The 26,619-nt window shown below is 60.6% G+C and carries 24 protein-coding genes and 2 pseudogenes; 18 read left to right on the forward strand and 8 right to left on the reverse strand.

Annotated features, from left to right (window positions below):
- Window positions 1–112 precede the first annotated feature (112 nt).
- Complete coding sequence (locus tag BLX42_RS24330; protein WP_161872843.1) at window positions 113–505, forward strand: DUF3301 domain-containing protein; 393 nt, start codon at window positions 113–115, stop codon at window positions 503–505.
- Here BLX42_RS24330 and BLX42_RS24335 read toward each other — a convergent pair whose 3' ends face one another.
- From BLX42_RS24335 to zigA, 3 genes are read right to left on the reverse strand one after another with little or no spacing between them, the layout of a single operon-like run.
- Window positions 506–1,477 (reverse strand): GTP-binding protein, encoded by a 972-nt coding sequence (locus BLX42_RS24335; protein ID WP_161872844.1) that lies wholly within the window; start codon window positions 1,475–1,477, stop codon window positions 506–508.
- A gap of 39 nt (window positions 1,478–1,516) precedes the next feature.
- Complete coding sequence (locus BLX42_RS24340) at window positions 1,517–2,143, reverse strand: DUF1826 domain-containing protein (RefSeq protein WP_161872845.1); 627 nt, start codon at window positions 2,141–2,143, stop codon at window positions 1,517–1,519.
- Window positions 2,140–3,348, reverse strand: a complete 1,209-nt coding sequence (zigA, locus tag BLX42_RS24345) for a zinc metallochaperone GTPase ZigA (RefSeq protein WP_161872846.1) — start codon at window positions 3,346–3,348, stop codon at window positions 2,140–2,142. The genes BLX42_RS24340 and zigA overlap by 4 nt, the downstream gene beginning before the upstream one ends.
- A gap of 111 nt (window positions 3,349–3,459) precedes the next feature.
- On the opposite strand from zigA, the gene BLX42_RS24350 reads away from it, so the two are divergent.
- Both BLX42_RS24350 and folE2 read left to right on the forward strand, forming a co-directional pair.
- Window positions 3,460–3,840: a hypothetical protein gene (locus BLX42_RS24350; RefSeq protein WP_039602354.1), complete on the forward strand. Its 381-nt coding sequence runs from the start codon at window positions 3,460–3,462 to the stop codon at window positions 3,838–3,840.
- A gap of 24 nt (window positions 3,841–3,864) precedes the next feature.
- Window positions 3,865–4,752 carry a GTP cyclohydrolase FolE2 gene (gene folE2, locus BLX42_RS24355; protein ID WP_161872847.1) on the forward strand — a complete coding sequence of 296 codons (888 nt, stop codon included), beginning with the start codon at window positions 3,865–3,867 and terminating at the stop codon, window positions 4,750–4,752.
- A 5-nt stretch (window positions 4,753–4,757) separates the two neighbouring features.
- Here folE2 and BLX42_RS24360 read toward each other — a convergent pair whose 3' ends face one another.
- Window positions 4,758–5,285, reverse strand: a complete 528-nt coding sequence (locus BLX42_RS24360) for a DUF3617 domain-containing protein (RefSeq protein ID WP_039602348.1) — start codon at window positions 5,283–5,285, stop codon at window positions 4,758–4,760.
- 129 nt (window positions 5,286–5,414) lie between these two features.
- Here BLX42_RS24360 and cls point away from each other — a divergent pair, with 129 nt between their 5' ends.
- The gene (gene cls / locus BLX42_RS24365) at window positions 5,415–6,854 is read left to right on the forward strand and encodes a cardiolipin synthase (RefSeq protein WP_046786766.1); all 1,440 of its coding nucleotides are present in this window, start codon (window positions 5,415–5,417) and stop codon (window positions 6,852–6,854) included.
- A 35-nt stretch (window positions 6,855–6,889) separates the two neighbouring features.
- Here cls and cfaB read toward each other — a convergent pair whose 3' ends face one another.
- On the reverse strand, window positions 6,890–8,074 hold the full coding sequence (gene cfaB, locus BLX42_RS24370; protein ID WP_046786767.1) for a C17 cyclopropane fatty acid synthase CfaB: 1,185 nt from the start codon (window positions 8,072–8,074) through the stop codon (window positions 6,890–6,892).
- 201 nt (window positions 8,075–8,275) lie between these two features.
- On the opposite strand from cfaB, the gene lpdA reads away from it, so the two are divergent.
- Together lpdA and BLX42_RS24380 are read left to right on the forward strand one after the other, a co-directional pair.
- On the forward strand, window positions 8,276–9,676 hold the full coding sequence (gene lpdA, locus BLX42_RS24375; RefSeq protein ID WP_046786768.1) for a dihydrolipoyl dehydrogenase: 1,401 nt from the start codon (window positions 8,276–8,278) through the stop codon (window positions 9,674–9,676).
- Between the two features lie 202 nt (window positions 9,677–9,878).
- Entirely contained in the window at window positions 9,879–10,787 is a 909-nt protein-coding gene (locus tag BLX42_RS24380; protein ID WP_046786769.1) for a LysR substrate-binding domain-containing protein, read from the forward strand.
- Window positions 10,788–10,854: 67 nt separating this feature from the next.
- Here BLX42_RS24380 and BLX42_RS24385 read toward each other — a convergent pair whose 3' ends face one another.
- Window positions 10,855–12,558, reverse strand: coding sequence for a BCCT family transporter (locus BLX42_RS24385; RefSeq protein WP_115273192.1), 1,704 nt, complete (start codon window positions 12,556–12,558; stop codon window positions 10,855–10,857).
- Window positions 12,559–12,955: 397 nt separating this feature from the next.
- Here BLX42_RS24385 and BLX42_RS24390 point away from each other — a divergent pair, with 397 nt between their 5' ends.
- The 12 genes and pseudogenes from BLX42_RS24390 (at window position 12,956) to arsJ (ending at window position 23,839) form a co-directional block, all read left to right on the forward strand.
- Window positions 12,956–14,146, forward strand: a complete 1,191-nt coding sequence (locus BLX42_RS24390) for an aromatic ring-hydroxylating dioxygenase subunit alpha (protein WP_046786771.1) — start codon at window positions 12,956–12,958, stop codon at window positions 14,144–14,146.
- 10 nt (window positions 14,147–14,156) lie between these two features.
- The gene (locus BLX42_RS24395; RefSeq protein WP_046786772.1) at window positions 14,157–15,602 is read left to right on the forward strand and encodes an aldehyde dehydrogenase family protein; all 1,446 of its coding nucleotides are present in this window, start codon (window positions 14,157–14,159) and stop codon (window positions 15,600–15,602) included.
- 12 nt (window positions 15,603–15,614) lie between these two features.
- A pseudogene (locus BLX42_RS27025) lies at window positions 15,615–15,776 on the forward strand (rubredoxin); the annotation flags it as partial.
- The gene (locus BLX42_RS24400; protein WP_239539515.1) at window positions 15,765–17,000 is read left to right on the forward strand and encodes an FAD-dependent oxidoreductase; all 1,236 of its coding nucleotides are present in this window, start codon (window positions 15,765–15,767) and stop codon (window positions 16,998–17,000) included. The pseudogene BLX42_RS27025 and the gene BLX42_RS24400, both read left to right, overlap by 12 nt.
- A 9-nt stretch (window positions 17,001–17,009) precedes the next feature.
- The gene (locus tag BLX42_RS24405) at window positions 17,010–18,338 is read left to right on the forward strand and encodes an FAD-binding oxidoreductase (RefSeq protein WP_046786774.1); all 1,329 of its coding nucleotides are present in this window, start codon (window positions 17,010–17,012) and stop codon (window positions 18,336–18,338) included.
- The gene (locus BLX42_RS24410) at window positions 18,335–18,706 is read left to right on the forward strand and encodes an ethanolamine utilization protein EutQ (RefSeq protein WP_046786775.1); all 372 of its coding nucleotides are present in this window, start codon (window positions 18,335–18,337) and stop codon (window positions 18,704–18,706) included. Before BLX42_RS24405 ends, BLX42_RS24410 begins: the two co-directional genes overlap by 4 nt.
- 28 nt (window positions 18,707–18,734) lie before the next feature.
- Window positions 18,735–19,892 (forward strand): MFS transporter, encoded by a 1,158-nt coding sequence (locus tag BLX42_RS24415; RefSeq protein ID WP_115273195.1) that lies wholly within the window; start codon window positions 18,735–18,737, stop codon window positions 19,890–19,892.
- A gap of 373 nt (window positions 19,893–20,265) precedes the next feature.
- Window positions 20,266–20,622 (forward strand): metalloregulator ArsR/SmtB family transcription factor, encoded by a 357-nt coding sequence (locus tag BLX42_RS24425; RefSeq protein ID WP_012316898.1) that lies wholly within the window; start codon window positions 20,266–20,268, stop codon window positions 20,620–20,622.
- A pseudogene (locus BLX42_RS27115) lies at window positions 20,588–20,719 on the forward strand (arsenate reductase ArsC); the annotation flags it as partial. The gene BLX42_RS24425 and the pseudogene BLX42_RS27115, both read left to right, overlap by 35 nt.
- 17 nt (window positions 20,720–20,736) lie before the next feature.
- Window positions 20,737–21,453 (forward strand): arsenical resistance protein ArsH, encoded by a 717-nt coding sequence (gene arsH / locus BLX42_RS24435; RefSeq protein ID WP_115273197.1) that lies wholly within the window; start codon window positions 20,737–20,739, stop codon window positions 21,451–21,453.
- A 121-nt stretch (window positions 21,454–21,574) separates the two neighbouring features.
- The gene (locus BLX42_RS24440; protein ID WP_012316902.1) at window positions 21,575–22,579 is read left to right on the forward strand and encodes an ArsJ-associated glyceraldehyde-3-phosphate dehydrogenase; all 1,005 of its coding nucleotides are present in this window, start codon (window positions 21,575–21,577) and stop codon (window positions 22,577–22,579) included.
- Between the two features lie 9 nt (window positions 22,580–22,588).
- Window positions 22,589–23,839, forward strand: coding sequence for an organoarsenical effux MFS transporter ArsJ (gene arsJ / locus BLX42_RS24445; protein ID WP_161872849.1), 1,251 nt, complete (start codon window positions 22,589–22,591; stop codon window positions 23,837–23,839).
- A 96-nt stretch (window positions 23,840–23,935) separates the two neighbouring features.
- Here the strand turns inward: arsJ and glmS are convergent, their stop codons facing one another.
- Window positions 23,936–25,771: a glutamine--fructose-6-phosphate transaminase (isomerizing) gene (gene glmS, locus BLX42_RS24450; protein ID WP_161872850.1), complete on the reverse strand. Its 1,836-nt coding sequence runs from the start codon at window positions 25,769–25,771 to the stop codon at window positions 23,936–23,938.
- A 2-nt stretch (window positions 25,772–25,773) separates the two neighbouring features.
- Window positions 25,774–26,550, reverse strand: coding sequence for a DeoR/GlpR family DNA-binding transcription regulator (locus BLX42_RS24455; protein ID WP_161872851.1), 777 nt, complete (start codon window positions 26,548–26,550; stop codon window positions 25,774–25,776).
- Between the last annotated feature and the right edge of the window lie 69 nt (window positions 26,551–26,619).

A 26,619-nucleotide genomic window follows, 5' to 3' on the forward strand; every position in this document is an offset into this window, starting at 1 on the left:
TTTCCAAAGCTGTTTCAAGGATTGTGCGTCGCGCAGTATGAACTCGATTGCCACCTGTACGACAGACCAGGGACGCAGTTAAGCTGGATCGACCTGTTTGGAGCATACGCAAATGTTGACCCTGGAGAATCTCTTCGTCCTGATGCTGATGGCCACGGCAGGCGCTTGGTTATGGCACAACCACGGGCTGCGCGAGAAAGCCTTGGAACGGGTCAAACAGCATTGTGCCAAGCTGGATCTGGAGCTGCTCGACGATGCCGTCGCGCTCAAGCGCATCGCATTCCTGCGCGATGCCAACGGCAGAAAGCGCCTGGCCCGCGTGTATGCCTTCGAGTTCACTGTCACCGGCGAACAACGCCACCCGGGCACGGTGACTCAGTTTGGCGCTCATAGCGTGCAGATCGAGCTGGCGCCCTACCCGTTCGAGATCAATACGCCGCCACGGGCCGACAACGTGATCGAGATGAAGCAATGGCGCCAGGAACACAATCGCTGGCACAACTGATCACCCCACCCGGCAAGCCTCCAGCGCAGCCTGCAGCGCTTGAAGGGGTTGGGGCTGGTCGAAAATAAGCTCAATGCGCGTGTCCTTGCGCCAGTCACTCGGCTGCCAAGCCGGCAAGTTGCCGGCAAGGCCGTTGAAAGACTGCCACCCCTGCGGGCTGTGGATAACACCTTTGGCCCGACGCCATGAGTGAGAGTCAAGCAAGCCACGCAGAGCCAGTGGATCGAATTGCTGGCTTGGGTGCCAGCGCCAGCCGACACTCCAGCCGCCCTCACCTTGCTGTGCATGACAGATTGGCTGACGTGGGTCTATCCACAGGGCGCCTGCGGCCGCTTGGTGATTGTCCACAACCCTTTTATCCACAGCAGCATCGCTCACGGCGGCTGTGGATGAACAAGGAAGCCTGGAAACTGCTAACAGCCCCTGCTCTGTCCAAACGCCCTGTTTCGCTGCAAATTCCTTATTTATCAACAACCTACTATTTTCATCAACAGCCTCGCTCTTATTGAAAACGACCAGCGCCGCGGCTGCCAGAGCCTGCTGTTGCGCATCAGGTAACGGCTCACCTCGCGCCAGCGCTTGAGCATCCACAACCATCACCATCGGCTGCAGCGTCAGCACTCCAACCCAGGGGGCCTGATTCAGTTGAGCCAGTAACTGCAAGGGGTGACCAAGACCCGAAGGTTCAATGAACAGCCGGTCGGGCCGCGCCTTGCGCAACAGGCGCCCCAGCCCGACCTGAAACGGAGTGCCATTGACGCAGCACAGGCATCCACCCGCCACTTCGGCAATGGCAACCCCATCTTCATCACGGCTGAGCAGGGCCGCATCCAGGCCGATCTGGCCAAACTCATTGACCAGTACGGCCCAACGCTCGCCGGCCGGGCGCTGAGCCATAAGCTGACGGATGAGGCTGGTCTTGCCTGCACCCAAGGGGCCAGCGATGACATGGGTAGGAATGTTCTGCAGCATGCGTTTACTTCAGGCCGGAATTCACTCCACTATGCCCCGTCACGCCAACCAGTCAAGGCTGAGCAACAGGCGAGGGTCATGGCCAGCCGGCGAGCGATGGATCAGGCCTGCCCCTTCGTTGCCTACCCATTTTTCGCCCTTCAGCAGCGCAACATCACCCGCTTGCAGTCGTTGGATGTTATCCACAGGTGCCGGTGCGAGCTGCAATCCGGCTCGTTCGATGGCGCCTTCGCACAGCCATTCGCTGCCGCAGCCCACATAAGTCGTGAGCAAGCGCACAGGCACGTTATCCACATGAAAGCGCGGGCACATGGCATTGTGCAGTACCCGCACGCGCAGACCGACCCGACGTGCACCCAACAGGCACGTATAGGCTGAAATCAGCCAGCGCACATCTGCGACGAAACTCTCATAGCCCTGCAGATCAGCCGCTTCCCCCAAAAAGCCCGGCAGTAACGGCGGCTCATGCTCATGCACCTCGAGCACCCGCTGGTCCGCCAACGGTTGGCCGAGGCTGACCACCAATCCCGCGAAGTCTTCAACCTGGGCAGGCAAGCGTCGCTGCCAGACTGCCAGGTTCACGCCCTCTTGAAATATGTCGGTGAGTACCCGAGGCGATTCGCCGTGTACTTGGCGGATATCCACAGGCTGAGCCGCTGGCGTCATGCTGCCTCCTCGGTGTGCCAGGGACCGAAGGGATCCGGCAGGCGCAGCCAGCCCGCATGACCTATTTCCATCTCGTCATCGGTCAACAAGCAGGCATCCAGGTCTGTGGATAACTGGGCGAAGTCGATGTTCTGCCCAATGAACACCAGCTCCTGACGGCAGTCACCACTCTCAGCCGCCCAGTGTTCAAGAATTTCTGCAGCGCTCTGTTCGTCCTGCGGCCAGTGTTCCTTTGGCACAAAACGCCACCAGCGGCCGGCCAGTCCATAGCGCATCATGCCGCCAGCCTGCGACCAGCTGCCAGCCTCCTGAAACTTGCTGGCCAGCCAAAAGAAGCCTTTGGAGCGCAGTAACCGGCCATTGCTCCATTGCTTGTGGATAAAATCAAAGAAGCGTTGTGGGTGCAGCGGCCTGCGAGCTTGCCAGGTAGTAGCGGCAATGCCGTATTCCTCGGTTTCCGGCACATGCTCACCGCGCAGTTCCTGAAGCCATCCAGGTGCCTGTGCAGCCTGCTCGAAATCGAAAAGGCCGGTATCCAGGATCTGTGCCAGCGGCACCTGGCCCATGACCATCGGCAAAATCTGCGCTCGGGCATTGAGGCTACGCAAAATGGCGATGAGCTCCTCGCGCTCATGCTGGCTGATCAGGTCGATCTTGCTCAGCAGCAGCACATCAGCAAACTCCACCTGTTCGATCAGCAGGTCGCTGATCGATCGCTCATCGTCGTCCCCCAAGGTTTCGCCACGGCTCGCCAGGCTGTCCGCCGCCTGATAATCGCGCAGGAAGTTCAGGCCATCGACCACCGTCACCATGGTGTCCAGCCGTGCCATGTCGCTCAAGCTACGGCCCTGCTCATCGCGGAAAGTGAACGTCTCAGCTACAGGCAGCGGCTCGGAGATGCCTGTGGACTCGATCAGCAGATAATCGAACCGGCCTTCATTCGCCAGCCGTGCGACTTCCTCCAGCAGGTCCTCGCGCAGGGTGCAGCAGATGCAGCCGTTGCTCATCTCAACCAGCTTTTCTTCAGCCCGATTCAGGCTGACATTACGCTGGACCTCACTGGCATCAATGTTGATTTCGCTCATGTCATTGACGATGACTGCGACACGCAGGTTGTCGCGATTACGCAGGACATGGTTGAGCAAGGTGCTTTTACCGGCACCCAGGAAGCCGGAAAGCACAGTAACGGGAAGACGATTGGGCATGGCGAAACCTCTACAGGCAGACGCATTCGAAACGATGCATTGCACAATGTTATAAAGTAACAATACAATTTCGCCAAGCCGTACTCGTCGGATGAGTACCCGGAGATGGAAATGAACCTGTCACCTGCCGCCCTGTTGCTGCTGCTCGCTGCGCCTACATCCTTGCTTGCGATGCCTCAGCAAAACACGCTGGCGGTATGTACACGCAGCGCGACGCTGTTAGCCTGCAAGGACGCCAATGGCAGTTACTACAGCGTGCGTACGGAGGGCAGCCACTTCTACCTGCGCGGTTTCGACAGTGCGACGCGCCGCTTATGGGCGCAAACCAACAGCCGCTATGGAGCGCTGACATTCTTCACCGGCCTGGCCAGCGATGGTGAAGCCTGGGTTGGCTACAGCCGCCGAGTTGGCTGGACCTCTCTTAACCGCGTTTCCAGCTCCAACGGCCAACGGTTCAATCTGCATTGCAGCCTGGTCGGTGGCTGCCGCTGACATTTCTTTTATCTGGTATTGCCAATGACTAGCCTGACGCTCCCCGATATCGCCGCACAGACACATCAGCATGCTACGCCACTGGCCTGGGTGGGCATGTGCGGGATCGCCCAGCCCGTGCACTTCGACGGGCGTAGCGTAGCGGCCATGGCCGATGCAGGTGTAAGCCTGGAGGATGGCGCCTCGCGCGGTATTCATATGTCCCGGCTGTACCTGTCACTGGAGCGTCTCGAACGTCAATCGCTGACTCCGTTGGCAATCCGCCAAATACTGGCAGATTTTCTGGCTAGTCATGAGGGCCTATCCCATGCCGCCTACCTGCGTTTGACCTTCGATCATTTGTTGAAAAGGCCGGCCCTTGTCAGCCCATTGGCAGGATGGAAAAGCTACTCGATCACCGTGAATGCCAAGGTTGAAAATGGAATGTTCCACGTGGAACTATCGGTTCGCGTGCCTTATTCGTCGACCTGCCCATGCTCTGCGGCACTTGCACGGCAATTGATTCAGCAACAATTCCAGGCAGACTTTTCCGGGCAGGCAATGAACCGAGAGGCGGTCGTGGAGTGGTTGGGCAGCAGCCAGGGCATCGTTGCTACCCCCCACAGCCAACGGAGCCTGGCTGAGGTTCACGTACGGTTGGGCGAAAGCCTGGAAGTACTACCGGTCACGGAGCTGATCGACCAGATTGAGGCAAGCTTGGGCACCGCCGTTCAAACAGCCGTGAAACGCGCAGACGAACAGGCGTTCGCCTTGGCCAACGGACAGAACCTGATGTTCTGCGAAGATGCCGCCCGCCGCCTGCATGAAGCGTTGCGACAGATGGAATGGACCACCGCCTTCAAGCTGCGTGTGGTACATGCAGAAAGCCTGCATGCCCACGACGCAGTAGCCGCCAGCCATTGGCAATGGTGAGCTCTTCAGGTACGCGGCTTTACTGTTCCACAGTCATTTCCCAGCCATACCGCACGGGTATTCATACTGCCCCGTTGTTGGACACCCGAAGCATTGAATGTCCCGTTGACCTGGGTAGTGAACTCCTTATCGCTGAGGAAAGTAGCCTGGCCGGTACCCTGAGCTTTTGGGCAACTGAACTGAAACTTCCAGACATTGCCGGTCCGGTCGGTAATCTTTTGCGTGCAGCCTGACTGAGGGTCCTGCAAGGGAATATCGTTTGTTTTCACCTGCTCCGGCGTCAGGCAGGAACGCACGCCATTACCTGCTACCGCGATGCCCTGCTTGGCCAGCGCCCCTTCCATCATAGCCCTCTGCTCGGGCGGCAGGTTCTTCAGTTGGCCAAGCATGAACTGCATGTCCGGCAACTGCTTACCGTCGACCTGCATGTTGCTGGTGGTGAGCTCCCACAGACCAGGCTGCAACATCTGCGCATGCACCAGTGGGCTGGCCAGGCCAAAAGCCAGGGCCAGCATTGGCAGACGAATCTTCATGGACGAACGCTCCTCAAAATAACCGGCTCATGGCCGGGCAAAGGCTTAGACGGCAAATCCGCTTTCAGGTTGCAAGGCGGCCCTGGAAGTGTTCTGTTATCTGCTGTGTATTTGCCAAGCAGGATGCGTATGGATTACCACAGCCCCTACTTCTTCGGCTATGTGCTCGGGCTCGTTCACTTGCTTGGCATCATCGCCGCGCTGCATGCGGTGTTTACCGTGCGTACTGCCCAAGGGGCCATCGCCTGGGCCATGTCGCTGTTCTTCATTCCCTACTTCACCCTCATCCCCTACCTGGTATTCGGTGCCCGCTCCTTCAATGCCTACATCAAGGCTCGGCGCCAGGCCAACCAGGAAATGCACGTGGCCATGGCCAACCTCAACTGGCGGCCATGGGTGGAGGAAGCCCTCACCGCTCGGGAGTCACAGAGCTACGCCGCCCTGCGTGCCATGCCGAAACTTGGGCGAATGCCATGCCTGGCCAATAACCAAGTGAAGCTGTTGATCGATGGCAAGGCCACCTTCGACGCCATCTTCGCGGCTATCGAACAAGCGCGAGAAGTGGTGCTGGTACAGTTCTTCATCATCCACAACGACACCCTCGGCAAAGCACTGCAGCAACTGTTACTGCGCAAAGCGGCCGATGGCGTGAAGGTGTTCGTGCTGTATGACAGGGTTGGCAGCCATGCCTTGCCCGCCAGCTACAGCCAGAGCCTCAGAGACGCAGGTGTACAGATCCATGCCTTCGCCACCCGCCGCGGCTGGTTCAATCGCTTCCAGGTGAACTTCCGTAACCACCGCAAGATTGTCGTGGTCGATGGGGTCACCGGTTTCATCGGCGGGCACAACGTCGGTGATGAATACCTTGGCGGCAACCCCCAGCTCTCGCCCTGGCGTGATACCCACGTGCAGATCGGCGGCCCGGTCCTGGCTTGCCTGCAGGAGTCTTTCGCCGAAGACTGGTACTGGGCAACGCGTCAGCTACCGCCACTGATCCTGCCGGACACCTATCCTGACAATGGTGTGCTGTGCCAGGCCCTGGCCAGCGGGCCGGCAGATTCCCAGGAAACCTGCTCACTGTTTTTCATCGAAGCCATCCACTCCGCGACTCGCCGCGTATGGATCACCAGCCCCTACTTCATTCCCGACGAGGCCGTGTTCGCCGCACTGCGCCTGGCCGTGCTGCGCGGTGTGGATGTGCGCATCCTGATTCCAGCGCGGCCTGACCATCGGATCGTTTACGCAGCCTCCAGCCTGTTCGCCTTCGAGGCCGTACGGGCGGGGGTACGCATGTTCCGCTATCAGCCAGGTTTCCTTCATCAGAAGGTGGTGTTGGTGGACGACGAGGTCAGTGCTATCGGTAGTGCCAACCTGGACAACCGCTCGTTCCGGCTCAACTTCGAAATTACCCTGCTGACCGTGGATCGGGATTTCGCGGATCAGGTCGAAACGATGTTGACCACTGATTTCGAGAAGGCCAGGGAAATTACGCCTGAGGACAGCAGTAAAACCCACCGCATTCAACAGCTAGGGATGCGTATTGCGCGGTTGATTTCGCCGATACTCTGATAGGTAACCGGGGCCGCTGAAGCGCCCCCGGGGAATCAGCGATACAGGTCTTCACGCGTCCAGGGCAGGTCATGATGCCCGTCGGCGTAGGGCTTGACGGCAAGGATCTGGTGCAGGTTGATCCAGCCCTTCTGGAATGCGTAGGCGCAGCCGGCCAGGTACAGACGCCAGATGCGCAGGGTCTTCTCCGGCACCAGCGCGGCAGCCTTGTGCAACTGGTTCTCCAGGTTTTCGCTCCAGTGGTGCAAGGTCTTGGCGTAATGCAGGCGCAGGCTCTCGACGTCGACGACCTCCAGCCCGGCCGCACAGATACTTGCACTGATCATCGACAAGTGCGGCAGCTCACCGTTGGGGAATACGTAACGGTCAATGAACTCACCCGCCCCTCGCCCCACCGGACGGCCATCGACATGCTTGGCGGTGATGCCATGGTTCATCACCAGGCCGCCCTCTCGCACAGCGCCAAACAACTTCTGGCTATACAGCGCCAGGTTGGCATGCCCGACATGCTCGAACATGCCAACGCTGACCACCTTGTCGAAGCGGCCATCCTGAGGAAGGTCGCGATAATCGAGGATCTGCAGGTCGACCCTGTCGGCCAGGCCTTCTGCCTTGACCCGTTGCCGCGCCAGCTTGAGCTGCTCTTTGCTCAAGGTAATGCCGAACACTTTCGCCCCGTACTCGCGTGCGGCAAAGCGTGACAGCCCCCCCCAACCGCAGCCGACGTCCAATAGGTAGTCATCGGTTTGCAGGCGCAGCTTGCGGCACAAGTGGTCAAACTTGTCCTGCTGTGCCTGATCAAGGGTGTTGTCCTGCTCACGGAAGTAGGCGCAGGAATACGCCATGTCCTGATCGAGCCAGAGTTGATAGAACGCGTTGGAGACGTCGTAGTGATAGGAGATGGACTTGGCGTCTGTGCGCTTGTCGTGAGCCACACGCTGTGGCGGTGCATCATCTTCCCCCGTCAGCAAGGCTTCGCTCAGCTCATCGCACACCCGAATGGCTTCACCGATATCGCCCTCCAGCTCCAGCTTGCCTTCCACGAACGCGGCGCCCAGCTGGTCCATGGTTGGATGGGTCAGCTGAGCGATCAGCTGAGGCTCCTTGACGAGGATGGTGACCTGCGGACTGGGCCCCAGATCGAACTGGTTACCGTCCCACAATTTCAGACGAAGTGGCAGATGCAGGCTCTGCAGCGCCGGCGGAAGTTGCGCAAGCATGAACGACCCTCCTTCTGGGCTCGATACATGAAATTTCGAACACCACCGAAACAGGGTAGTTCATTCGTGCGAAGTTTCCGCTGAACGATACCAAGGTCTAGAACCAACTGATCTTATGAATACCTCAGATTGTATACAATTTAGCGCTCTCAGCTTAACCTTGTGTCCATCTCGCGCTTCTTCATCTGGAGTAGAAAACCCATGAAATCCTATGACGTGGTGATCATCGGCGGTGGCCCCGGCGGCTACAACGCGGCGATTCGTGCCGGGCAACTGGGCCTGAGTGTCGCCTGTGTGGAAGGCCGCTCGACCCTTGGCGGTACCTGCCTGAATGTCGGCTGCATGCCGTCCAAGGCATTGCTGCATGCCTCGGAGTTGTATGAGGCTGCCAGCGGTGACGAGTTTGCCCACCTCGGCATCGAAGTGAAGCCAACCCTGAACCTCGCCCAGATGATGAAACAGAAGGACGAGAGCGTGACTGGCCTGACCAAGGGCATCGAGTACCTGTTTCGCAAGAACAAGGTCGACTGGATCAAAGGCTGGGGCCGCCTCGATGGCGTCGGCAAGGTCATTGTCAAAGCCGAGGACGGCAGCGAGACGCCGTTGCAAGCCAAGGACATCGTCATCGCTACCGGCTCCGAGCCCACTCCCCTGCCAGGCGTGACTATCGATAACCAGCGCATCATCGATTCCACGGGCGCCTTGGCCCTCCCCGAGGTGCCCAAGCACCTGATCGTGATCGGCGCTGGCGTCATTGGCCTGGAGCTGGGTTCGGTGTGGCGTCGCCTGGGCAGCCAGGTCACCGTCATTGAATACCTCGACCGCATCTGCCCCGGCACAGATGAGGAAACCGCAAAGACCCTGCAAAAGGCCCTGGCCAAGCAAGGCATGGCCTTCAAGCTCGGCAGCAAGGTGACCCAGGCGACGGCCTCGCCCGACGGGGTCAGCCTGACGCTGGAACCGGCCGCCGGCGGCGCTGCAGAAACACTGCAAGCCGACTACGTACTGGTTGCCATCGGCCGTCGTCCTTATACCCAAGGCCTGAACCTGGAAAGCGTCGGGCTGCAGACCGATAAACGCGGCATGCTCACCAACGAGCATCATCGCACCTCGGTGCCAGGTGTCTGGGTCATTGGCGACGTCACCTCCGGCCCGATGCTGGCGCACAAGGCCGAAGACGAAGCGGTCGCCTGCATCGAGCGCATCGCCGGCAAACCCCACGAGGTCAATTACAACCTGATCCCCGGCGTGATCTATACCCGCCCCGAGCTGGCCAGCGTCGGCAAGACCGAAGAGCAACTCAAGGCAGAGGGCCGCGCCTACAAAGTGGGCAAGTTCCCCTTCACCGCCAACAGTCGCGCGAAGATCAACCATGAGACCGAAGGCTTCGCCAAGGTCCTCGCCGATGCCAACACCGATGAGGTACTGGGCGTGCATCTGGTCGGCCCGAGCGTCAGCGAGATGATCGGCGAGTTCTGCGTGGCGATGGAGTTCTCGGCCTCGGCTGAAGACATCGCCCTCACCTGCCACCCGCACCCGACCCGCTCCGAGGCCTTGCGCCAGGCGGCGATGAATGTGGATGGGATGGCGATGCAGATCTGAGGTTCGAAACCCCGGAACGACGAACCTCCGATGGGGGTTTTTACAGTGAGTTCACATAACTGAAGCTGTTGCGGCAGGCCCCAAATCATGGGGCCTGTAGTCCGGTCCAGTCTTCAAAATATTTCTCCCGACTGCCCCCTGGAGACTGAACGGATCATTAATATAGAGCGGCTGATAATAATAATGAGTGGAACCCCAAGCCGTGAAAATCCAGCCTCTTCCGCCGCTCAACAGCCTGCATGCGTTTGAGTCTGCAGCCCGCCATTTGAGCTTTACCCTTGCTGCCAAAGAACTGAATGTCACCCAGGGTGCCATCAGCCGTCAGGTTCGCCTGTTGGAAGACTACCTGGGCAAGGCACTGTTCACCCGTACCACCCGCACCATGACCCTCACCCATACCGGCACGCAGTACTACGAAACGGTGCGCGAGTGCATGTTGCACCTGGCCCGTACCACGGGCGAGATTCGCCAGTGGCATGGCAACCAGCAAGTGACGGTGGCCACCAGTACCGCCATGGCCTCACTCTGGTTACTGCCCAAGGTGTCGGAGTTCCAGAGTGCCCATGAAGACATCGATCTGCGGATCATCGCCCACGATCATGTGAAGGATTACGCCAGGCTCGAGAGCGACCTCGCGCTGTACTACTGCAACCCCCCGCCCAAGGACATGACTGTCACGCCGCTGTTCTCGGAAAAGATCTTTCTGGTATGCAGCCCGGCCTATCTGGCCAGGCATCCGCAACTGAGCAGCATCGAAGGTTTGGCGACGTGCACCTGGCTGTGGCTTGAGGACTCCCAGCGCGACTGGGTAGGTTGGCCGGAGTGGTTCAAACGCCTGGGGTACCAGCCGATGACGCCCAAGCACCGCGTGAACATCAACAGCTACAGCATGTTGATCCAGTCGGCGATCAGTGGCCAGGGCGTGGCTCTGGCCTGGGGCAACCTGGTGGACGATGCGTTGAGCAGCGGCGCGCTGGTCATGCCCAACGATGTGGTGCTGCAGACCGATGCCAAGTTCTGCCTGCTGGAGTCGACCAACGAGCGGGGCCCCCGTGAAAGCGTGCGGCTGTTCCGGGACTGGTTGATGGCCCAGCCATCCGTGCAGAAATAGGCTGCCAGAAAAGCCCAAGACCGACAGCGGATGACTGCCAGTCTTGGGTATCCATACCGGGTTGGGCTCAGCTGGCTTTCTTCGCCGTCAGCCCCCCATCAAGGCCCCCGCCCGTCAGTGTGCCCGTCACCGGGGTGATGCCCTGAGGGATGATCTGCGGGATTGGCATGCGCCCGCCCGGCGGTGTATCGAGCACGCCATCAGCCATTTCCTGGCGCAAGCTGCGCATCAGGGTGTAACTGATAAGCAGGATGAACCCCGCAATGGGCAAGCCCGCTGCGATGCTTGCCATCTGGATCGCCTTGAGCCCTCCCGCCATCAGCAGGGCCGTAGCAATGGCACCCTCCAGAATGCACCAGAGCAGGCGGATACTCTGCGGCGGGTTGGCACTGCCCATGGAGTTCAACGTACACAGCACCTGGGTGCCGGAGTCAGCCGAAGTGATGAAGTACGTCGCAAGCAGGATACAGACCAGCACGCTCAGCACCTTGCCCAACGTACCTGCTTCGATCTTGTGCAGCAGGGTGAACATGGCGGCGGTGGTTTCCTGCTTGGTCGCCAGCAACACCGTGCCACCTTCGAACTTGGCCTTGTCGCCCTGCAGTTCGCCGCTGGCTACCTGCTGCTCGTGGTGCTGGCGGTCGACCTGTTCGGTCTTGAGGGCTGCACCCCCGAACACCGACATCCAGACAATGGTCACCAAGGTTGGCACCAACAGCGCGCCAGCAATCAGTTCACGAATGGTGCGGCCCTTGGAGATCCGGGCGATGAACAGACCTACAAACGGCCCCCAGGTCATCCACCACGGCCAGTAGAAGGCCGTCCACCAGTTCTGCCAGCCACTGTCCTTCTGGGCATCGCTCCAGAAGCTCAAGCCGACGATGTGCTGGGCATAGTCGCCGGTGCTTTCAAGCATCAGGTTGAGAATGTAGCGCGTCGGCCCAAGCAGCAGGATCAACACCACCAGTATCACCGACAGCAGCATGTTCCATTCCGACAGGCGCTTCATGCCACGCGAAACACCAGCCATCACCGATACGGTGGTCACCAGGGTAATGAGCACGATCAAGGTGACTTGCACCCCCAGGCTGATGGGCAGGTCGAACACCTGGCTCAAGCCGGTGTTCATCTGCACCACACCCAGCCCCAACGACTGGGAGACACCGAATGCAGTGATCACCACTGCAAGGATATCGACCACGTGACCGATAGGCCCATAGATGCGCTCACCGATCAGTGGGTAGAGGATCGAGCGCATGCTCAGCGGCAAGCCCTTACGATAGGCAAAGTACGCAAGACCAAGGCCCACGATGGTAAAGATTGCCCACGGATGCAGGCCCCAGTGGAACAAAGTGATGCGCATGGCGGTGGTCGCCGCTTCGTCGGTCAGGCCCGTGGCAAAGGGGTTGCCCGCGTAATGCCACATGGGCTCTGCAACCGACCAGAAGATCAGGCCGATGCCCATGCCACCACTGAACAACATGGCGATCCAGGAGCCGAAGCTGAACTCAGGCTTGTCGTCGTCACGCCCTAACTTGATGTGCCCGAACTGGCTGCACATGAGATAAAACAGTAACCCCAACACACCAGTGACCGAGATCAGGTAGAACCATTTGAAGTTCTGCAAGATAAAGTCGGAGGCACGTTGAAAGGCAGCAGCCGCGTGTTCTGCGAACAGGGCGCAAAACAGCACGAAAAGTACAACGGCCAGCAACGACCATATCGTCACGGTGGGATTGAGGCCTTTGAGCAGGCCAGATTCGGCACGCATGGGTTATCCCCTATTGTTTTTGTTCAAGGGTTTTATGTCACGGCTGGATAGCGCCGCTGCCACAGGCAGGTGCCAGATCCCTGGCGGCGGTCCTCCCGTAGGCCCAAGGCACGGCACGCTCCCTTGGGCCCTGACAAAATGGGAGAATCACCCACACTTCGACAAACTATTTCTTGTCATCAATTGATTACAAAAAATCATAAACGTGGGCAATCCAGAAGATGACCATTCATCAACTATTCCTTTGCGAAGACCCTAACCTGCGCGCAAATCATTAATGATTAAAACTGATAAATAACGCTGAAATAAATCGTTTGTCGAGCCCTCCTTCTCTTGCTGAAACTGGCGCCAGGCATCAAGGCACTGCCTGCCGTGCATCTGACAAGAGAAAACAAAAATGACCGTATCGACTGATTCCCGCCTTATTCCCGTCCACGCCCTGGAAACCGTTCTGGCACCGATCCATGAAGCCCATGGCCTGACCAATGAGTTCTACACCGACCAGCGCTATTTCGAGCTTGAGCGCGATGAAGTGTTGGGGCGCAACTGGGCCTGTATCGGTTTTGCCAGCGACCTGCCGACCACCAGCTACGTCAAGCCTGTGGACTTCATGGGCCTGCCGCTGTTGATGATGCGCAACCGCGAAGGCCTGGTGCAGGTGTTCCATAACGTCTGCAGCCACCGCGGCGTGAAACTGGTGCAGCAGGCGGGTGAAGTGCAGGGCGTGATCCGCTGCCCCTACCACTCCTGGACCTACGACCTCAATGGCGGCCTCAAAGGCACACCGCACGTCGGCGGGATCAATCAGCACAAGGACGAGCGTTTCGCCTGCGAAAAGCATGGCCTGAAGGCACTGCGCACCACGATCTGGATGGACATGGTGTTCATCAACCTGTCCGGCGATGCACCGGCCCTTGAAGATCAACTCAAGCCACTGACCGAGCGCTGGACCCAGTTCCTGGGCAGCGACGGCATGAACCTGCTGCGCCGTGAAGCGAACAGCGGCGCCATGAGCATCGAGGTCAACTGCAACTGGAAGCTCGCGGTCGAGAACTACTGCGAGGCCTACCACTTGCCGTGGGTACACCCGAGCCTGAACAGCTACTCGCGCCTGGAAGACCACTACAACATCATGTTCGAGGAGTTCGCCGGCCAGGGCAGCCACGCCTACAACCTCTCGGCTGTTGCCGGCACCCATTTGCCGATTTTCCCATCCTGGCCACAGGAGCGCCTGCGCACCGCCGAGTACGTGGCGTTCTTCCCCAACGTGCTGCTCGGCATCCAGGCCGACCACGCCTTCGCCATGATGCTGGAGCCCGTGGCCCCAGGCAAAACCATCGAACACCTGCGCCTGTTCTATGTCGGCGATCAGGCCCTGGACAGCCACTACGACGCCTCGCGCAAAGCCGTGATGGAGTCCTGGCGCGTGGTGTTCGCCGAAGATATCGCTTCGGTCGAAGGTATGCAGAAGGGCCGACTCTCCCCTGGCTATAGCGGTGGCGCATTCTCGCCGGAAATGGACCTGCCGACTCACTACTTCCACAAGTGGGCTGCCCGCCAATTGCTCGACTGCGCGCAGCGCGCCTGAGGTGATCACCATGCATTCGATAGCCCCGCACTGGCTGAACTTCATCGACGGCCAGTGGACCGACAGTGAGCAGCACCTGACCATCCACAACCCCGGCACCAGCGCACCTGTGGCGACCGTCGCCCAGGCCAGCGTGGCCGACGCCGAACGCGCCCTGCAGGCCGCCCGACGCTGTGCCGACAGCAATGTGTTGAGCCGCGTGCGGCCGGCGCAGCGTGTGACCTGGCTGCTTGAGATTGCGGCGCAGATTCGTGCAATCACCGATGAAGGCGCCTGGGTGCTGTGCCAGGAAAACGGCAAGAGCCTGCGTGATGCGCGTGACGAATTCGTCGAGGCTGCGCGCTACTTCGAGTATTACGCCGGCATGGCCGACAAGATCGAAGGCAAGTCGATTCCGCTGGGCGACGGCTACATGGACTTCACCGTCTACGACCCGATGGGCGTGTCGCTGCAAATCGTGCCGTGGAATTTCCCGGTGTCGATCTGCGCGCGCTCCCTGGCCCCGGCCCTGGCGGCGGGCAACGCTGTGGTGATCAAGTCGCCGGAGCTGTCGCCGCTCGGCCTGTGCGTGCTGATGCAGGCCATCGAGCGTGCTGGCCTGCCACAGGGTGCGGTCAACCTGATCTGCGGCCGGGGCCGTGAAGTGGGGGCCTATTTGGCCGGCCATCGCGACGTCGACCAGATCGTCTTCACCGGCTCTGTTGCTACCGGCCAGAGCATTTTGCGTTCCGCCGCCGACCACGCGACCCCCAGCGTCATGGAGCTGGGCGGCAAGTCGGCTGCCCTGGTGTTCCCCGATGCCGATCGCGAGCAAGTGATCAACAGCGTGAAAAGCGGCATTTTCTTCAACGCAGGCCAAGTATGTTCGGCCATGTCACGCCTGTTGGTGCATCGCTCGGTCTACGACGATGTCGTCGCTGATGTCGTGGCAATGGCAGAGGGGTTGAGCGTCGGCCTGGGCCAGGACAACCCGGACCACACACCGGTGATCTCTGCAGGCCAGCTCGAGGGTATCGAAGCCCTGTGCCAGCGGGCCCAACAGCAAGGCGCCGTCGTCGCAACCGGCGGCGAGGCCATCTCTGGCCTGCGTGGGCACTACATGGCGCCGACGGTACTGCGCGATGTAACCCCGGACATGGAGATCGCCCAGGCCGAAGTGTTCGGCCCGGTGTTGGCAGTGATGCCCTTCGACAGCGAAGAGCAGGCCATCGCCATTGCCAACGGCACCGTCTTCGGGCTGGTGGCAGGCGTGTTCACCCAGGACCTCAACCGCGCTCTGCGCTGCGCACGGCGCCTGTGCGCCGGCCAGGTGTTCGTCAACGAGTGGTATGCCGGCGGCATCGAAACCCCGTTTGGCGGGGTCGGGCTCTCGGGCTTCGGACGCGAAAAAGGCCAGGAGGCGCTCTACAGCTACGTCAGGACCAAAAACCTGGCCGTACGTATCAAGGGCGAGTGAGGAGGTAACGCGATGAAAACCTGGCTCTGCATCATCTGTGGCCTGATCTACGACGAAGCCAAAGGCTGGCCCGACGACGGCATCGCCCCCGGCACCCGCTGGGAAGATGTGCCCGAGGACTGGCTGTGCCCTGAGTGCAAGGTCGGCAAGGCCGACTTTGAAATGATCGAACTGAGCACTCCGATTGCTGCTGTGGCGGCGGCGCCGGTCATCCAGGCACCACCTGTTGCCATCGCCCGCCCGGCGCAACCGGTGGTCATCATCGGTAGCGGCCATGCCGGCTATGGCCTGGCACAAGCCCTGCGCAAGGCCGACCCGCAGCTGGAGATTCGCGTACTGACCCAAGAGTCGGGGCATATCTACTCCAAACCTGCCTTGTCGATCGCCCTGGCCCAAGGGCGCACTGCTGCAACCCTGGCAACTGAAAGCCCGCTGGCGATCGAGCAGCGATTGGGCATTCGAATCTATGCCGGATGCAAGGTCGAGCGTATTGATACCCAGGCGCGACGGCTGCATACCAGCCTAGGCGAAATGGACTACGGCCAACTGGTACTGGCCAGCGGTGCTTCTGCGGTGCGGTTGCCTATCGAGGGGTGCGCCGAGGCCCTGCTCAGCGTCAACAACCTGCACGATTACCAGGCGTTCCGCCAACGTCTCAAAGATGTAAAGAGCGTGGCAATTCTGGGTGACGGGTTGATTGGCTGCGAGTTCGCCAACGATATGGCGAGCAATGGCTACAAGGTGCGGGTGATCGGCCTGGGCGCCTGGCCCATGGAGCGCCTGCTGCCCGAGGCGGCAGGCCAGCACTTGCAGCAGGCGCTTTCGGGCCTTGGCGTGCAATGGAATCTGCGCACCACCTTGCAGCGCATCGAGCGCAACAGCGACGGCTACCAACTGACTCTGGCCGACGGTCAAGTGGTCGAGGCAGACCTGGTGCTCAGCGCAGTGGGCTTGCGCCCCAACCTTGAACTGGCGCTAGAGGCCGGCCTGGACTGCGGCCGGGGGATCAAGGTCGATGCACAACTGCAGACCTCGCACCCGGGCATATACGCCTTGGGTGACTGCGTCGAGATTAATGGCCAGTTGCTGCCCTACCTGGCGCCGATCAACGAGGGTATTCGTGCCCTGGCCAAGACGTTGCTGGGCCAACCGACCGCTGCCCATTACCCACTGGCGCCTGTGACCGTGAAAACCCCGGTTGCCCCACTGTGCCTGCTGACGCCACCCGGTGACTGTCAGGGGCAATGGCGTTGCGATCCGACCAGCGATGGATTGAGCGCGGCGTTCCACGACCACGCCGGTGCCCTGCGCGGGTTCGTGCTGCTCGGGCGCCAGGCGCAACTGCAACGTAATACCTGGCTGCAAAGCTGCCAGGACACCCAGCAACATGTGGCCTGAGGCCGAACCATGAACAGTATTGTCAATCTGCCTCACGACGACCGCAGCTGCGGTTGGTACGCCGCGCTGCCTGAGCCGGCACCGAGCAAGCGCCTGAGCGGCGAACAGAATGCCGACCATGTAGTGATCGGTGCAGGCTTCGCCGGGCTTGCGGCCGCACGGCGGCTGGCCGAGCACCTGCCACAGGCGCGCATTATCCTGGTGGATGCCCAGCGCATCGCCTATGGCGCCTCGGGTCGCAACTCGGGCTTTGTCATCGACCTGCCGCACAAGTTCGCTCTGGAGCATCCCGACCCGCAACACAAGCAGCGCCTGCTGGGGCTGAACCGGGCCGCCATCGACCAACTTCAGACCTTGATCGACCGTCATGGCATCGAGTGCCAGTGGTCTCATGCGGGCAAGTACCAGGGCGCGGTGGGCGAGCGTGGCCAGGGCTACCTGGACCATTTCGAAAAACTCATGGCCGACCTGGGTGAGCCCTATCGCGTGGTGGAGCGTGACGAACTGGCCGGCGTACTCGGTAGCCGCTACTACAGCCGTGCTATCTATACCCCGGGTTGTTACTTGATGCAGCCTGCCGCCCTGGTCCGTGGCCTGGGTGGTGCGCTGCCGGCCAACGTCGAAGTGCTTGAAGAGTCGCCCATCCGCTCACTCGAGAAAGACCCCAGCGGCAAATGGCTGCTGCGCGGCGACAACGGACTGATCCGTACCCCGCAGGTATTGCTGGGCACCAGCATTTTCACCCAGGAGTTCGGTTACCTGCGCAACCGCCTGCTGCCGGTGATGACCTTCGCCAGTTGGACACGGCCGCTGAGCGATGCCGAGATGGCAGCAATCGGCGCCCAGGCCGACTGGGGGCTTACCCCTGCCGACCACGCCGGTACCACGGTGCGCATGACCCAGGACCGACGCCTGATCATTCGCAATACCTACAAGCACGTTCCTCGCTACGGCCGTAGCATCACCGATACCGCCCGCAACAAGATTCGCGATGATCATCGCAAGGCGTTCGAGGCGCGCTATCCACAACTCAAACAGGTGCCGTTCACGCATACCTGGGGCGGTGCCTATGCGATCTCGCGCAACTTCACCAATTACTTCGGTCAACTCGATGACGGCGTCTACGCAACCGCCTGCGACAACGGCGTTGGTGCCGCCTGGGGCACCATTTCCGGCACGCTGCTGGCCGACATGGCAGTGGGCGCGGACTCGCGGCAATTGAGCGACATCCGCGCCGTGACCGGGATGCCCTCACGCAACCCGCCTGAGCCGTTCCTGGGCCTGGGCGTGCGCACTCGGATTCGCTGGGCAGCGTTCAACAGCAGGCGCGAAGTATGAGCCGCGTGCCGAGCGGCAAAGGCCCGGTGCGCCTGGTCGATCATCGCGACCTGGATTTTGCCCAGCGTGGCGGCCCGCCGGGTGACGCGTGGGTCGCACGCGCCATCAGCAACGAAGTGTCGCCCAACCTGGGCGTAGGCTTTGCCCGCTGGGCAGGTGCCGAAGTGGCCTGGACGGTGCTCTACGACGAAGTGATTTTCGTCATCGAGGGCTGCTTTGAGCTCCAGGCCAACGGTGAGCTGTATCGGGTATCGCCCGGCCAGGTGCTGTGGATTCCCGAAGGCACGCAACTGGTTTATGCAGGCCACGCGCTGTTCGGCTATGTGGTGTACCCGGGCGACTGGAAACAGCGTCACGGCCTTGCCTGACTACCGACCCTCTCCCTGGGGAAGCCAATTGTTCGCACTAAGTAAAAGGTTCGGCACGATTTATGTCGCTGCCTTGTTGATGCAACTGGGCTCCAGCCTGCTGATGACCTACCTGGCCCTGCGCCTGGATGCAGCCGGAGTGGCACAGTTGTGGGGCGGCGCGCTGATGGCCGCAAACGCGTTGGGGATGGTGTTCGGAGCTCGCTCCGGCTACTGGCTGATTGGCCTGGCCGGCCATGCGCGGGCCTTTGTGGTGAGCGCCGGGGTGATAGTGACTGCGGTGCTCACGCACCAGCTCAGTGATGGCTTGCCGCTGTGGCTTGCCCTACGGTTTATCGTGGGGGCAGCGATGATGTGCCAGTTGATGGTCATCGAGAGCTGGCTCAACGACTGTGCTCCGGTTAACCGGCGAGGCGGCGCCATGTCGCTGTACATGGTGGCCAGCTATGTCGGCATGATGCTTGGCCAGCTGATGCTGAGCCTCGGAGATGGGTTGCACACACTGGCGCTGACAGGCGTGGCCATTGCCTTTGCTATTGGCTTGATCCCAGTGGCCCTGCACAGCGGTGCCCAGCCGAGCGGTATCAGCCAGGCTCGGATCAAACCGATGTTGTACCTGCGCAGGCTTCCTCAATCGTTGTTCACGATCCTAGCTTCGGGGTTACTGAACGGTTGCCTGTATGGGCTGACCCCGATCTTCGCCGCGCAACTGGGCTTTACCCCGGCGCAGGTTGGGCAGTTCATGGCCATCAGCATTGCCGCCGGGCTGCTGGCGCAGCTGCCGCTGGGCAAACTGTCGGATCATTTTTCGCGCATCACGCTGATCCGGGCTACGGCCTTATTGCTGTGCATCGCTTACCTGCCGCTGGCTCTGGGCCTGGCATCAGGACAGCTGTGGATAATTTTGGCGGGCGCCACCATCGGTTTCTTGCAGTTCTGCCTGTATCCACTGGGTGTGGCGCATGCCAACCACAATCTGGAGCCTGAGCTGCGTGTAGCGGTGGCTGGGGTATTGCTGATGACGTTTGGCATTGGCGCCACCATCGGGCCCTTGATTGCCAGTGCGATGATGGAGCAATCCGGGCCGCAGGCGCTTTATATCTTCAGCATTGGCGTGGCGGCGATGGTGACGTGTTTTATAAGAGAGAAGCGCAGCGTGGGTGGGTCACTGGCAGGGGCAGCATAGCCTTAGGTGTGCATGTTGCGTTTTCCGCTGGGCGAACAACTGCAGGCTGTCGCAGTAGCTACGCCAGTTCCCGCCTGGGGGTGTCTGCTCATCCAGGATGAGTACACCCATCATCGAAGGGTTGCGATATATTCGGAAAAGCGTATATTCGAAAAAACATATAGGCGCGGATTGGCAAGATCCGCGTCCTGTTTGTTTGTACCGCAAACGCAGCTCGCTCGCCAAGCTTTGCTCCGGCACACGAACCCTGTGCATTTCGACGCTTTCAGCGCAGCGACCAGTGACAAACACGATGCCTTCCGACACACCCTTCACGAGATCCATGAGCGCATCAAAATGTTCGTCCTTGTGAAGACCAAATACTGAGTAACCCATGACTGACTCGCTGACCCCTACCAAGGTCTTCAAATGCCTCGCCGACGAAAACCGCATTCGGATGATGCTGCTGATCGCTCGCGAGGAAGAACTCTGCGTCTGTGAACTGACCTGCGCGCTGGAAGAAAGCCAGCCCAAGGTTTCCCGCCACTTGGCGCAGCTGCGCACCTGTGACCTGCTGGAAGACCGCCGCCAGGGCCAGTGGGTTTATTACCGGCTGCATCCATCGCTTCCCGCCTGGGTACGTGAGGTCCTGGCAACGACGCTGGAGGCCAACCGTGAATGGCTGAGTACCAGCACCAAACGACTGGACTCCATGGGTGACCGCCCACAACGCGTCGCCTCGTGCTGCTGATCCTTGCCGAGAAGAACCGATGAAAGTCCTGTTCCTCTGCACAGCCAATAGCTGCCGCAACACCCTCTGCGAGACCGCTTTCAGCCACCTGGCGCCTTGTCTCAGGAGTAAATCATGACCGAACACCACATCCCCAACATCGACAACGACCTGGTCGACCTGCCGACCGCAGACAAACTGGCAGTCGAGCAAAAGTCCACCCATAAGCCTCGCATCCTGCTGCTGTACGGATCGACCCGCGAACGTTCCTTCAGCCGTCTGCTGACGGAAGAAGCAGCCCGCCTGCTGGAGCACTTCGGTGCCGAGACGCGAATTTTCAATCCGTCCGGCCTGCCATTGGCGGACGACGCCCCCGATGACCACCCCATGGTCAAGCAGCTGCGCGATCTGGTGCTGTGGTCCGAAGGCATGGTCTGGTGCTCGCCAGAACGCCACGGTGCAATGACCGGCGTGTTCAAGTCGCAGATCGACTGGATTCCACTGAGCATGGGCGCCGTGCGCCCGACCCAAGGCAAAACCCTTGCAGTGATGCAGGTCTGCGGTGGCTCGCAGTCGTTCAACGTGGTCAACCAGCTGCGTGTCCTCGGCCGCTGGATGCGCATGTTCACCATCCCTAACCAGTCGTCCGTGCCGAAGGCCTATCTGGAATTCGACGAGGCGGGCCGCATGAAACCCTCTTCGTACTACGACCGTGTCGTCGACGTGATGGAGGAGCTGGTGAAGTTCACCCTGCTGCTTCGTGACCGCTCCGACTACCTGGTCGATCGCTACTCCGAGCGCAAGGAGTCGGCAGAGGAACTATCCAAGCGTGTCAATCAACGATCCATTTGAGGCTTTCTGAGCAGGCGACTGCACCCGTATCCCGTGCTAGCAACGCTGCGCACGTTGGGTACATCAACCAATTCAGCGACACCCTCTGACCTTTCGCTAATCGCGATCCGAGAACAAGAACATGGCTATCAAAGTAGGTATCAACGGGTTTGGCCGTATTGGTCGCTTGGCGCTTCGCGCGTCCTGGGACTGGCCAGAATTCGAGTTTGTGCAGATCAATGACCCGGCCGGTGACGCCGAGACCCATGCCCATCTGATCAACTTCGATTCGATCCACGGACGCTGGCACCGTGAAGCCCGCGCAGAAGGTGACGCGGTAGTGATCGAGGGCAAGCGCATCAAGGTCACCGCGAACAAGACCATCGCGGACACAGACTGGTCGGGCTGCGATCTGGTCATCGAGGCCAGCGGCAAGATGAAGTCGGTAGCCGTGCTCCAGGCCTACCTGGATCAGGGCGTCAAACGCGTGGTGGTCTGCGCTCCAGTGAAGGAAAAAGGCGCACTGAACGTGGTGATGGGCGTCAACCAGCACCTGTTCGACCCGGCGCAGCACCGTATCGTCACCGCCGCCTCCTGTACCACCAACTGCCTGGCCCCGGTGGTGAAGGTGATACACGAGAACCTGGGCATCCGCCACGGCTCGATCACCACCATCCACGACCTCACCAATACCCAGAGCATCCTCGATACACCGCACAAGGACCTGCGGCGCGCGCGTGCCTCGGGCATGAGCCTGATACCGACCACGACAGGCTCGGCCACCGCAATCGCCGAGATCTTCCCCGAGCTGCGCGGCAAGCTGAATGGTCACGCCGTGCGTGTACCGCTGGCCAATGCCTCGCTGACCGACTGCGTGTTCGAAGTGGAACGACAGACGACGGCTGAAGAGGTCAACGCGCTGCTGAAAGCCGCTGCCGAAGGGCCGCTGAAGGACATCCTGGGCTACGAAGAGCGCCCCTTGGTGTCCATCGACTACCGCACCGATCCACGCTCCTCAATCATCGATGCGCTGTCCACCCTGGTGGTCAATGGTTCCCAGGTGAAGATCTACGCCTGGTACGACAACGAGTGGGGCTACGCCAACCGTGCAGCTGAACTGGCACGCTTGGTCGGCGCAGCGGAGTAAACGGCGATCATGAAGGCGTTGTCAGCCCTGCCTGCACAAGTGCGTCAGTACCTGCTGGTTACCGGCAATTACTGGGCCTTCACCCTCACCGACGGCGCATTGCGCATGCTGGTGGTACTGCACTTCCATTCGCTGGGCTACACGCCGCTGCAGATCGCGGCGCTGTTCCTGTTCTACGAAGTGTTCGGCGTGATCACAAACCTGGTGGGCGGTTACCTCGGCGCGCGCCTGGGGCTCAACCGCACCATGAACATCGGCCTTGGTATGCAGGTTGTGGCCTTGCTGATGCTCACGGTACCGGCAGCCGGGCTGACGGTGCCCTGGGTGATGGCCGCCCAGGCGCTATCCGGCATCGCCAAGGACCTGAACAAGATGAGCGCCAAAAGCTCCATCAAGCTCCTGGTGCCGGACAGCCAGCAAGGCACCCTCTACAAGTGGGTAGCCATCCTGACGGGCTCGAAAAACGCGCTCAAAGGCGTGGGCTTCTTCCTTGGGGGAGCACTGCTTGCGCTGCTCGGCTTCACCCTGGCAGTGCTGGCCATGGCTGCAGTACTGGCTCTGATCTGGATCGGCAGTTTGATGCTGCTGAAAAAGGACTTGGGCAAAGCCAAGGCCAAACCGAAGTTCCGCGACATGCTGTCCAAGAGCCGGGCCATCAACATCCTCTCGGCCGCACGGCTGTTTTTGTTCGGTGCCCGGGACGTCTGGTTCGTCGTGGCGTTGCCGGTGTACCTGAGCACGGCGTTTGGCTGGGACTTCTGGCTGGTCGGTGGTTTCTTGGCCGCGTGGGTGATCGGCTATGGCATCGTCCAGTCGCTTGCTCCTCACATCACCGGCAAGAAGCGCGGTCATGTGCCCGACGGCAGAGCGGCCTTCATCTGGGCAATCGCCCTGGCCGGGCTCCCTGCGCTCATAGCCGTGGGCCTGTCGGCAGGCTGGTCGGCGCAAATAGTGCTGCTTGGTGGGTTGATGCTGTTCGGCGTGCTGTTCGCGGTGAACTCATCGCTGCACAGCTACCTGATCGTCAGCTACGCCAAGGAAGACGGCGTTTCTTTAGACGTGGGTTTCTACTACATGTCCAACGCCATGGGCCGGTTGGTCGGCACGCTACTCTCAGGTTGGGTGTTCCAAGCCTATGGGCTGGAGGCCTGCTTGTGGGTTTCCAGTATGTTCGTATTGGCAGCCGCGCTCATCTCGACCGGATTGCCTCTCGCACAGCCATTAAGCGGAAGTACGGGGAGTTCACACCCAAAGATCTAAAAGTAAGGGAGCCAGTAGCGGCTCCCTCTGATCAACACCAATTTTGACCGTCCTGCGACAGTTCTCTAAAACCAATAGGGTCGAACGCTGCCGCGCTTATTCCACCGTCACCGACTTAGCCAAGTTACGCGGCTGGTCAACATCAGTGCCCTTGAGCACCGCCACGTAGTACGACAGCAACTGCAGTGGAATGGTGTACAGGATCGGTGCCAGCGCGTCAGCGATGTGCGGCACCTTGATTACATGGGTACCTTCGCCGTTGCTCATACCGGCGTGCTCATCGGCGAACACCACCAGCTCACCACCCCGGGCGCGGACTTCCTGCAGGTTCGACTTGAGCTTCTCCAGTAGCTCGTTGTTCGGCGCTACAGTAACCACCGGCATGTCGTTATCCACAAGCGCCAGCGGGCCATGCTTGAGCTCACCCGCCGGGTACGCTTCGGCGTGGATGTAGGAAATCTCTTTGAGCTTGAGCGCACCCTCCATCGCAACCGGGTACTGCGCACCACGGCCCAGGAACAGGGTGTGGTGCTTGTCGGCGAACAGCTCGGCGATCTTTTCGACGGTGTGGTCCATGGCCAGGGCTTCGCCCAGGCGTGCCGGCAGGCGACGCAGCTCTTCGACCAGCTCCGCTTCCACACCAGCCTCGAGGGTGCCACGCACCTGGCCCAGGGCCAGGGTCAGCAGCATCAGCGATACCAGCTGGGTAGTGAACGCCTTGGTCGACGCCACGCCGATTTCCGGACCGGCCAGTGTCAGCAGGGTCAGGTCGGATTCGCGTACCAGCGAGCTGATACCCACGTTGCAGATGGCCAGGCTGCCGAGGAAGCCCAGTTCCTTGGCATTGCGCAGGGCAGCGAGGGTGTCGGCAGTTTCGCCAGACTGGGAAATCGAAACGAACAGGGTATCCGGCTGGACCACTACCTTGCGGTAGCGGAACTCACTGGCTACTTCGACCTGGCAAGGGATACCGGCCAGGCTTTCCAGCCAGTAACGCGCAACCATGCCGGCGTGGTAGCTGGTACCACAGGCCACGATCTGCACGTTGCGCACCTTGGCGAACAGTTCAGCAGCCTGTGGGCCAAAGGCCTGGACCAGCACATGGTCCTTGCCCAGGCGGCCTTCCAGAGTGCGCTGAACCACGGTCGGCTGCTCGTGAATCTCCTTGAGCATGAAGTGGCGGTATGCGCCCTTGTCAGCCGCTTCGGCGCCTTCGTGATACTGCACGGTTTCGCGCTGGACCGAGTTGCCGGCCTGATCCCAGACCTTCACCTGGTCACGGCGGATCTCAGCGATGTCGCCCTCCTCCAGGTACATGAAGCGGTCAGTGACCTGGCGCAGCGCCAACTGGTCGGAAGCCAGGAAATTCTCACCATGGCCAAGGCCAATCACCAACGGGCTGCCACTGCGCGCGGCAACCAGACGATCGGGTTGTTTCACGCTGATCAGCGCCAGGCCATAGGCACCGTGCAGGCGCTTGACCGCTGACTTCAGTGCGTCCGCCAGGTCCGGGATGGTCTTGAGGGTATGGTGGATCAGGTGGACGATAACCTCGGTATCGGTTTGCGAAACGAACACATAGCCCAAGCCTTTGAGCTCTTCGCGCAGCTCTTCATGGTTTTCGATGATGCCGTTGTGTACCACTGCCACTTCTTCACCCGAGAAATGCGGGTGCGCATTGCCCTCGGTCGGTGCGCCGTGGGTAGCCCAACGGGTGTGGGCAATGCCCAACTGGCCGATCAGCGGGTCGGCAGCGTTGGCAGCGTCCAGTTCAGCGACCTTGCCGATGCGGCGTCGGCGCTGCAGTTCACCTTGCTGGGTATAAACGGCAAGGCCGGCGCTGTCGTAGCCGCGGTACTCGAGCCGCTTGAGGCCTTCGATGAGAATGGCGGTGATGTTGCGTTCAGCTACGGCGCCAACGATTCCACACATGATTATTTCTCCTGGCTGATCGCGGCGCACATCAGGTTGACGCCGCGGGCTTGAATCTGTTCGCGTGCCGCTGCTGGCAGGCGTTCGTCTGTAATGAGGGTGCTGACACTGCCCCAAGGCAGTTCAAGATTGGGGATCTTGCGCCCGACCTTGTCGGATTCGACCATCACGATCACCTCGCGGGCCACTTCGGCCATGACTCGGCTCAGGCCCAGCAGCTCATTGAAAGTCGTGGTGCCGCGGTTGAGGTCGATGCCATCTGCGCCGATGAACAACTGGTCGAAATCGTATGAGCGCAGTACCTGCTCGGCGACCTGGCCCTGGAACGACTCGGAGTGCGGGTCCCAGGTGCCGCCGGTCATCAGCAGTACCGGTTCATGCTCAAGCTCGCTAATGGCGCGGGCCACGTTCAAAGAGTTGGTCATCACCACCAGGCCTGGCTGGCGGCCGAGCTCCGGGATCATCGCGGCAGTAGTGCTGCCACTGTCGATGATGATCCGCGCGTGTTCACGGATACGGCCGACAGCAGCGCGGGCGATGGCTTTCTTGTAGGCAGACACTGGCTGTGCGGTTTCCCCAAGCATCTCCTGCGGAACCGGTACCGCGCCGCCGTAGCGACGCAGCAGCAAGCCATTGGCCTCTAGGGCCGCGAGGTCCTTGCGTATGGTGACTTCCGACGTTTCAAAGCGCTTGGCCAACGCGTCCACACTGACCTCACCTTGCTCGCTGAGCATGGCCAGGATGTTGTGACGGCGTTGGGGGGTATTTCGTTTCGACATGGGCGCTTAAGTTTCGATTCGAAAGATAATGATTGCAATCAAAACCTATCAGAGGGTATTCGTCAAGGC

This window comes from Pseudomonas sp. SG-MS2, from assembly GCF_009933855.1.
Taxonomy (GTDB): Bacteria; Pseudomonadota; Gammaproteobacteria; order Pseudomonadales; family Pseudomonadaceae; genus Aquipseudomonas; species Aquipseudomonas putida_E.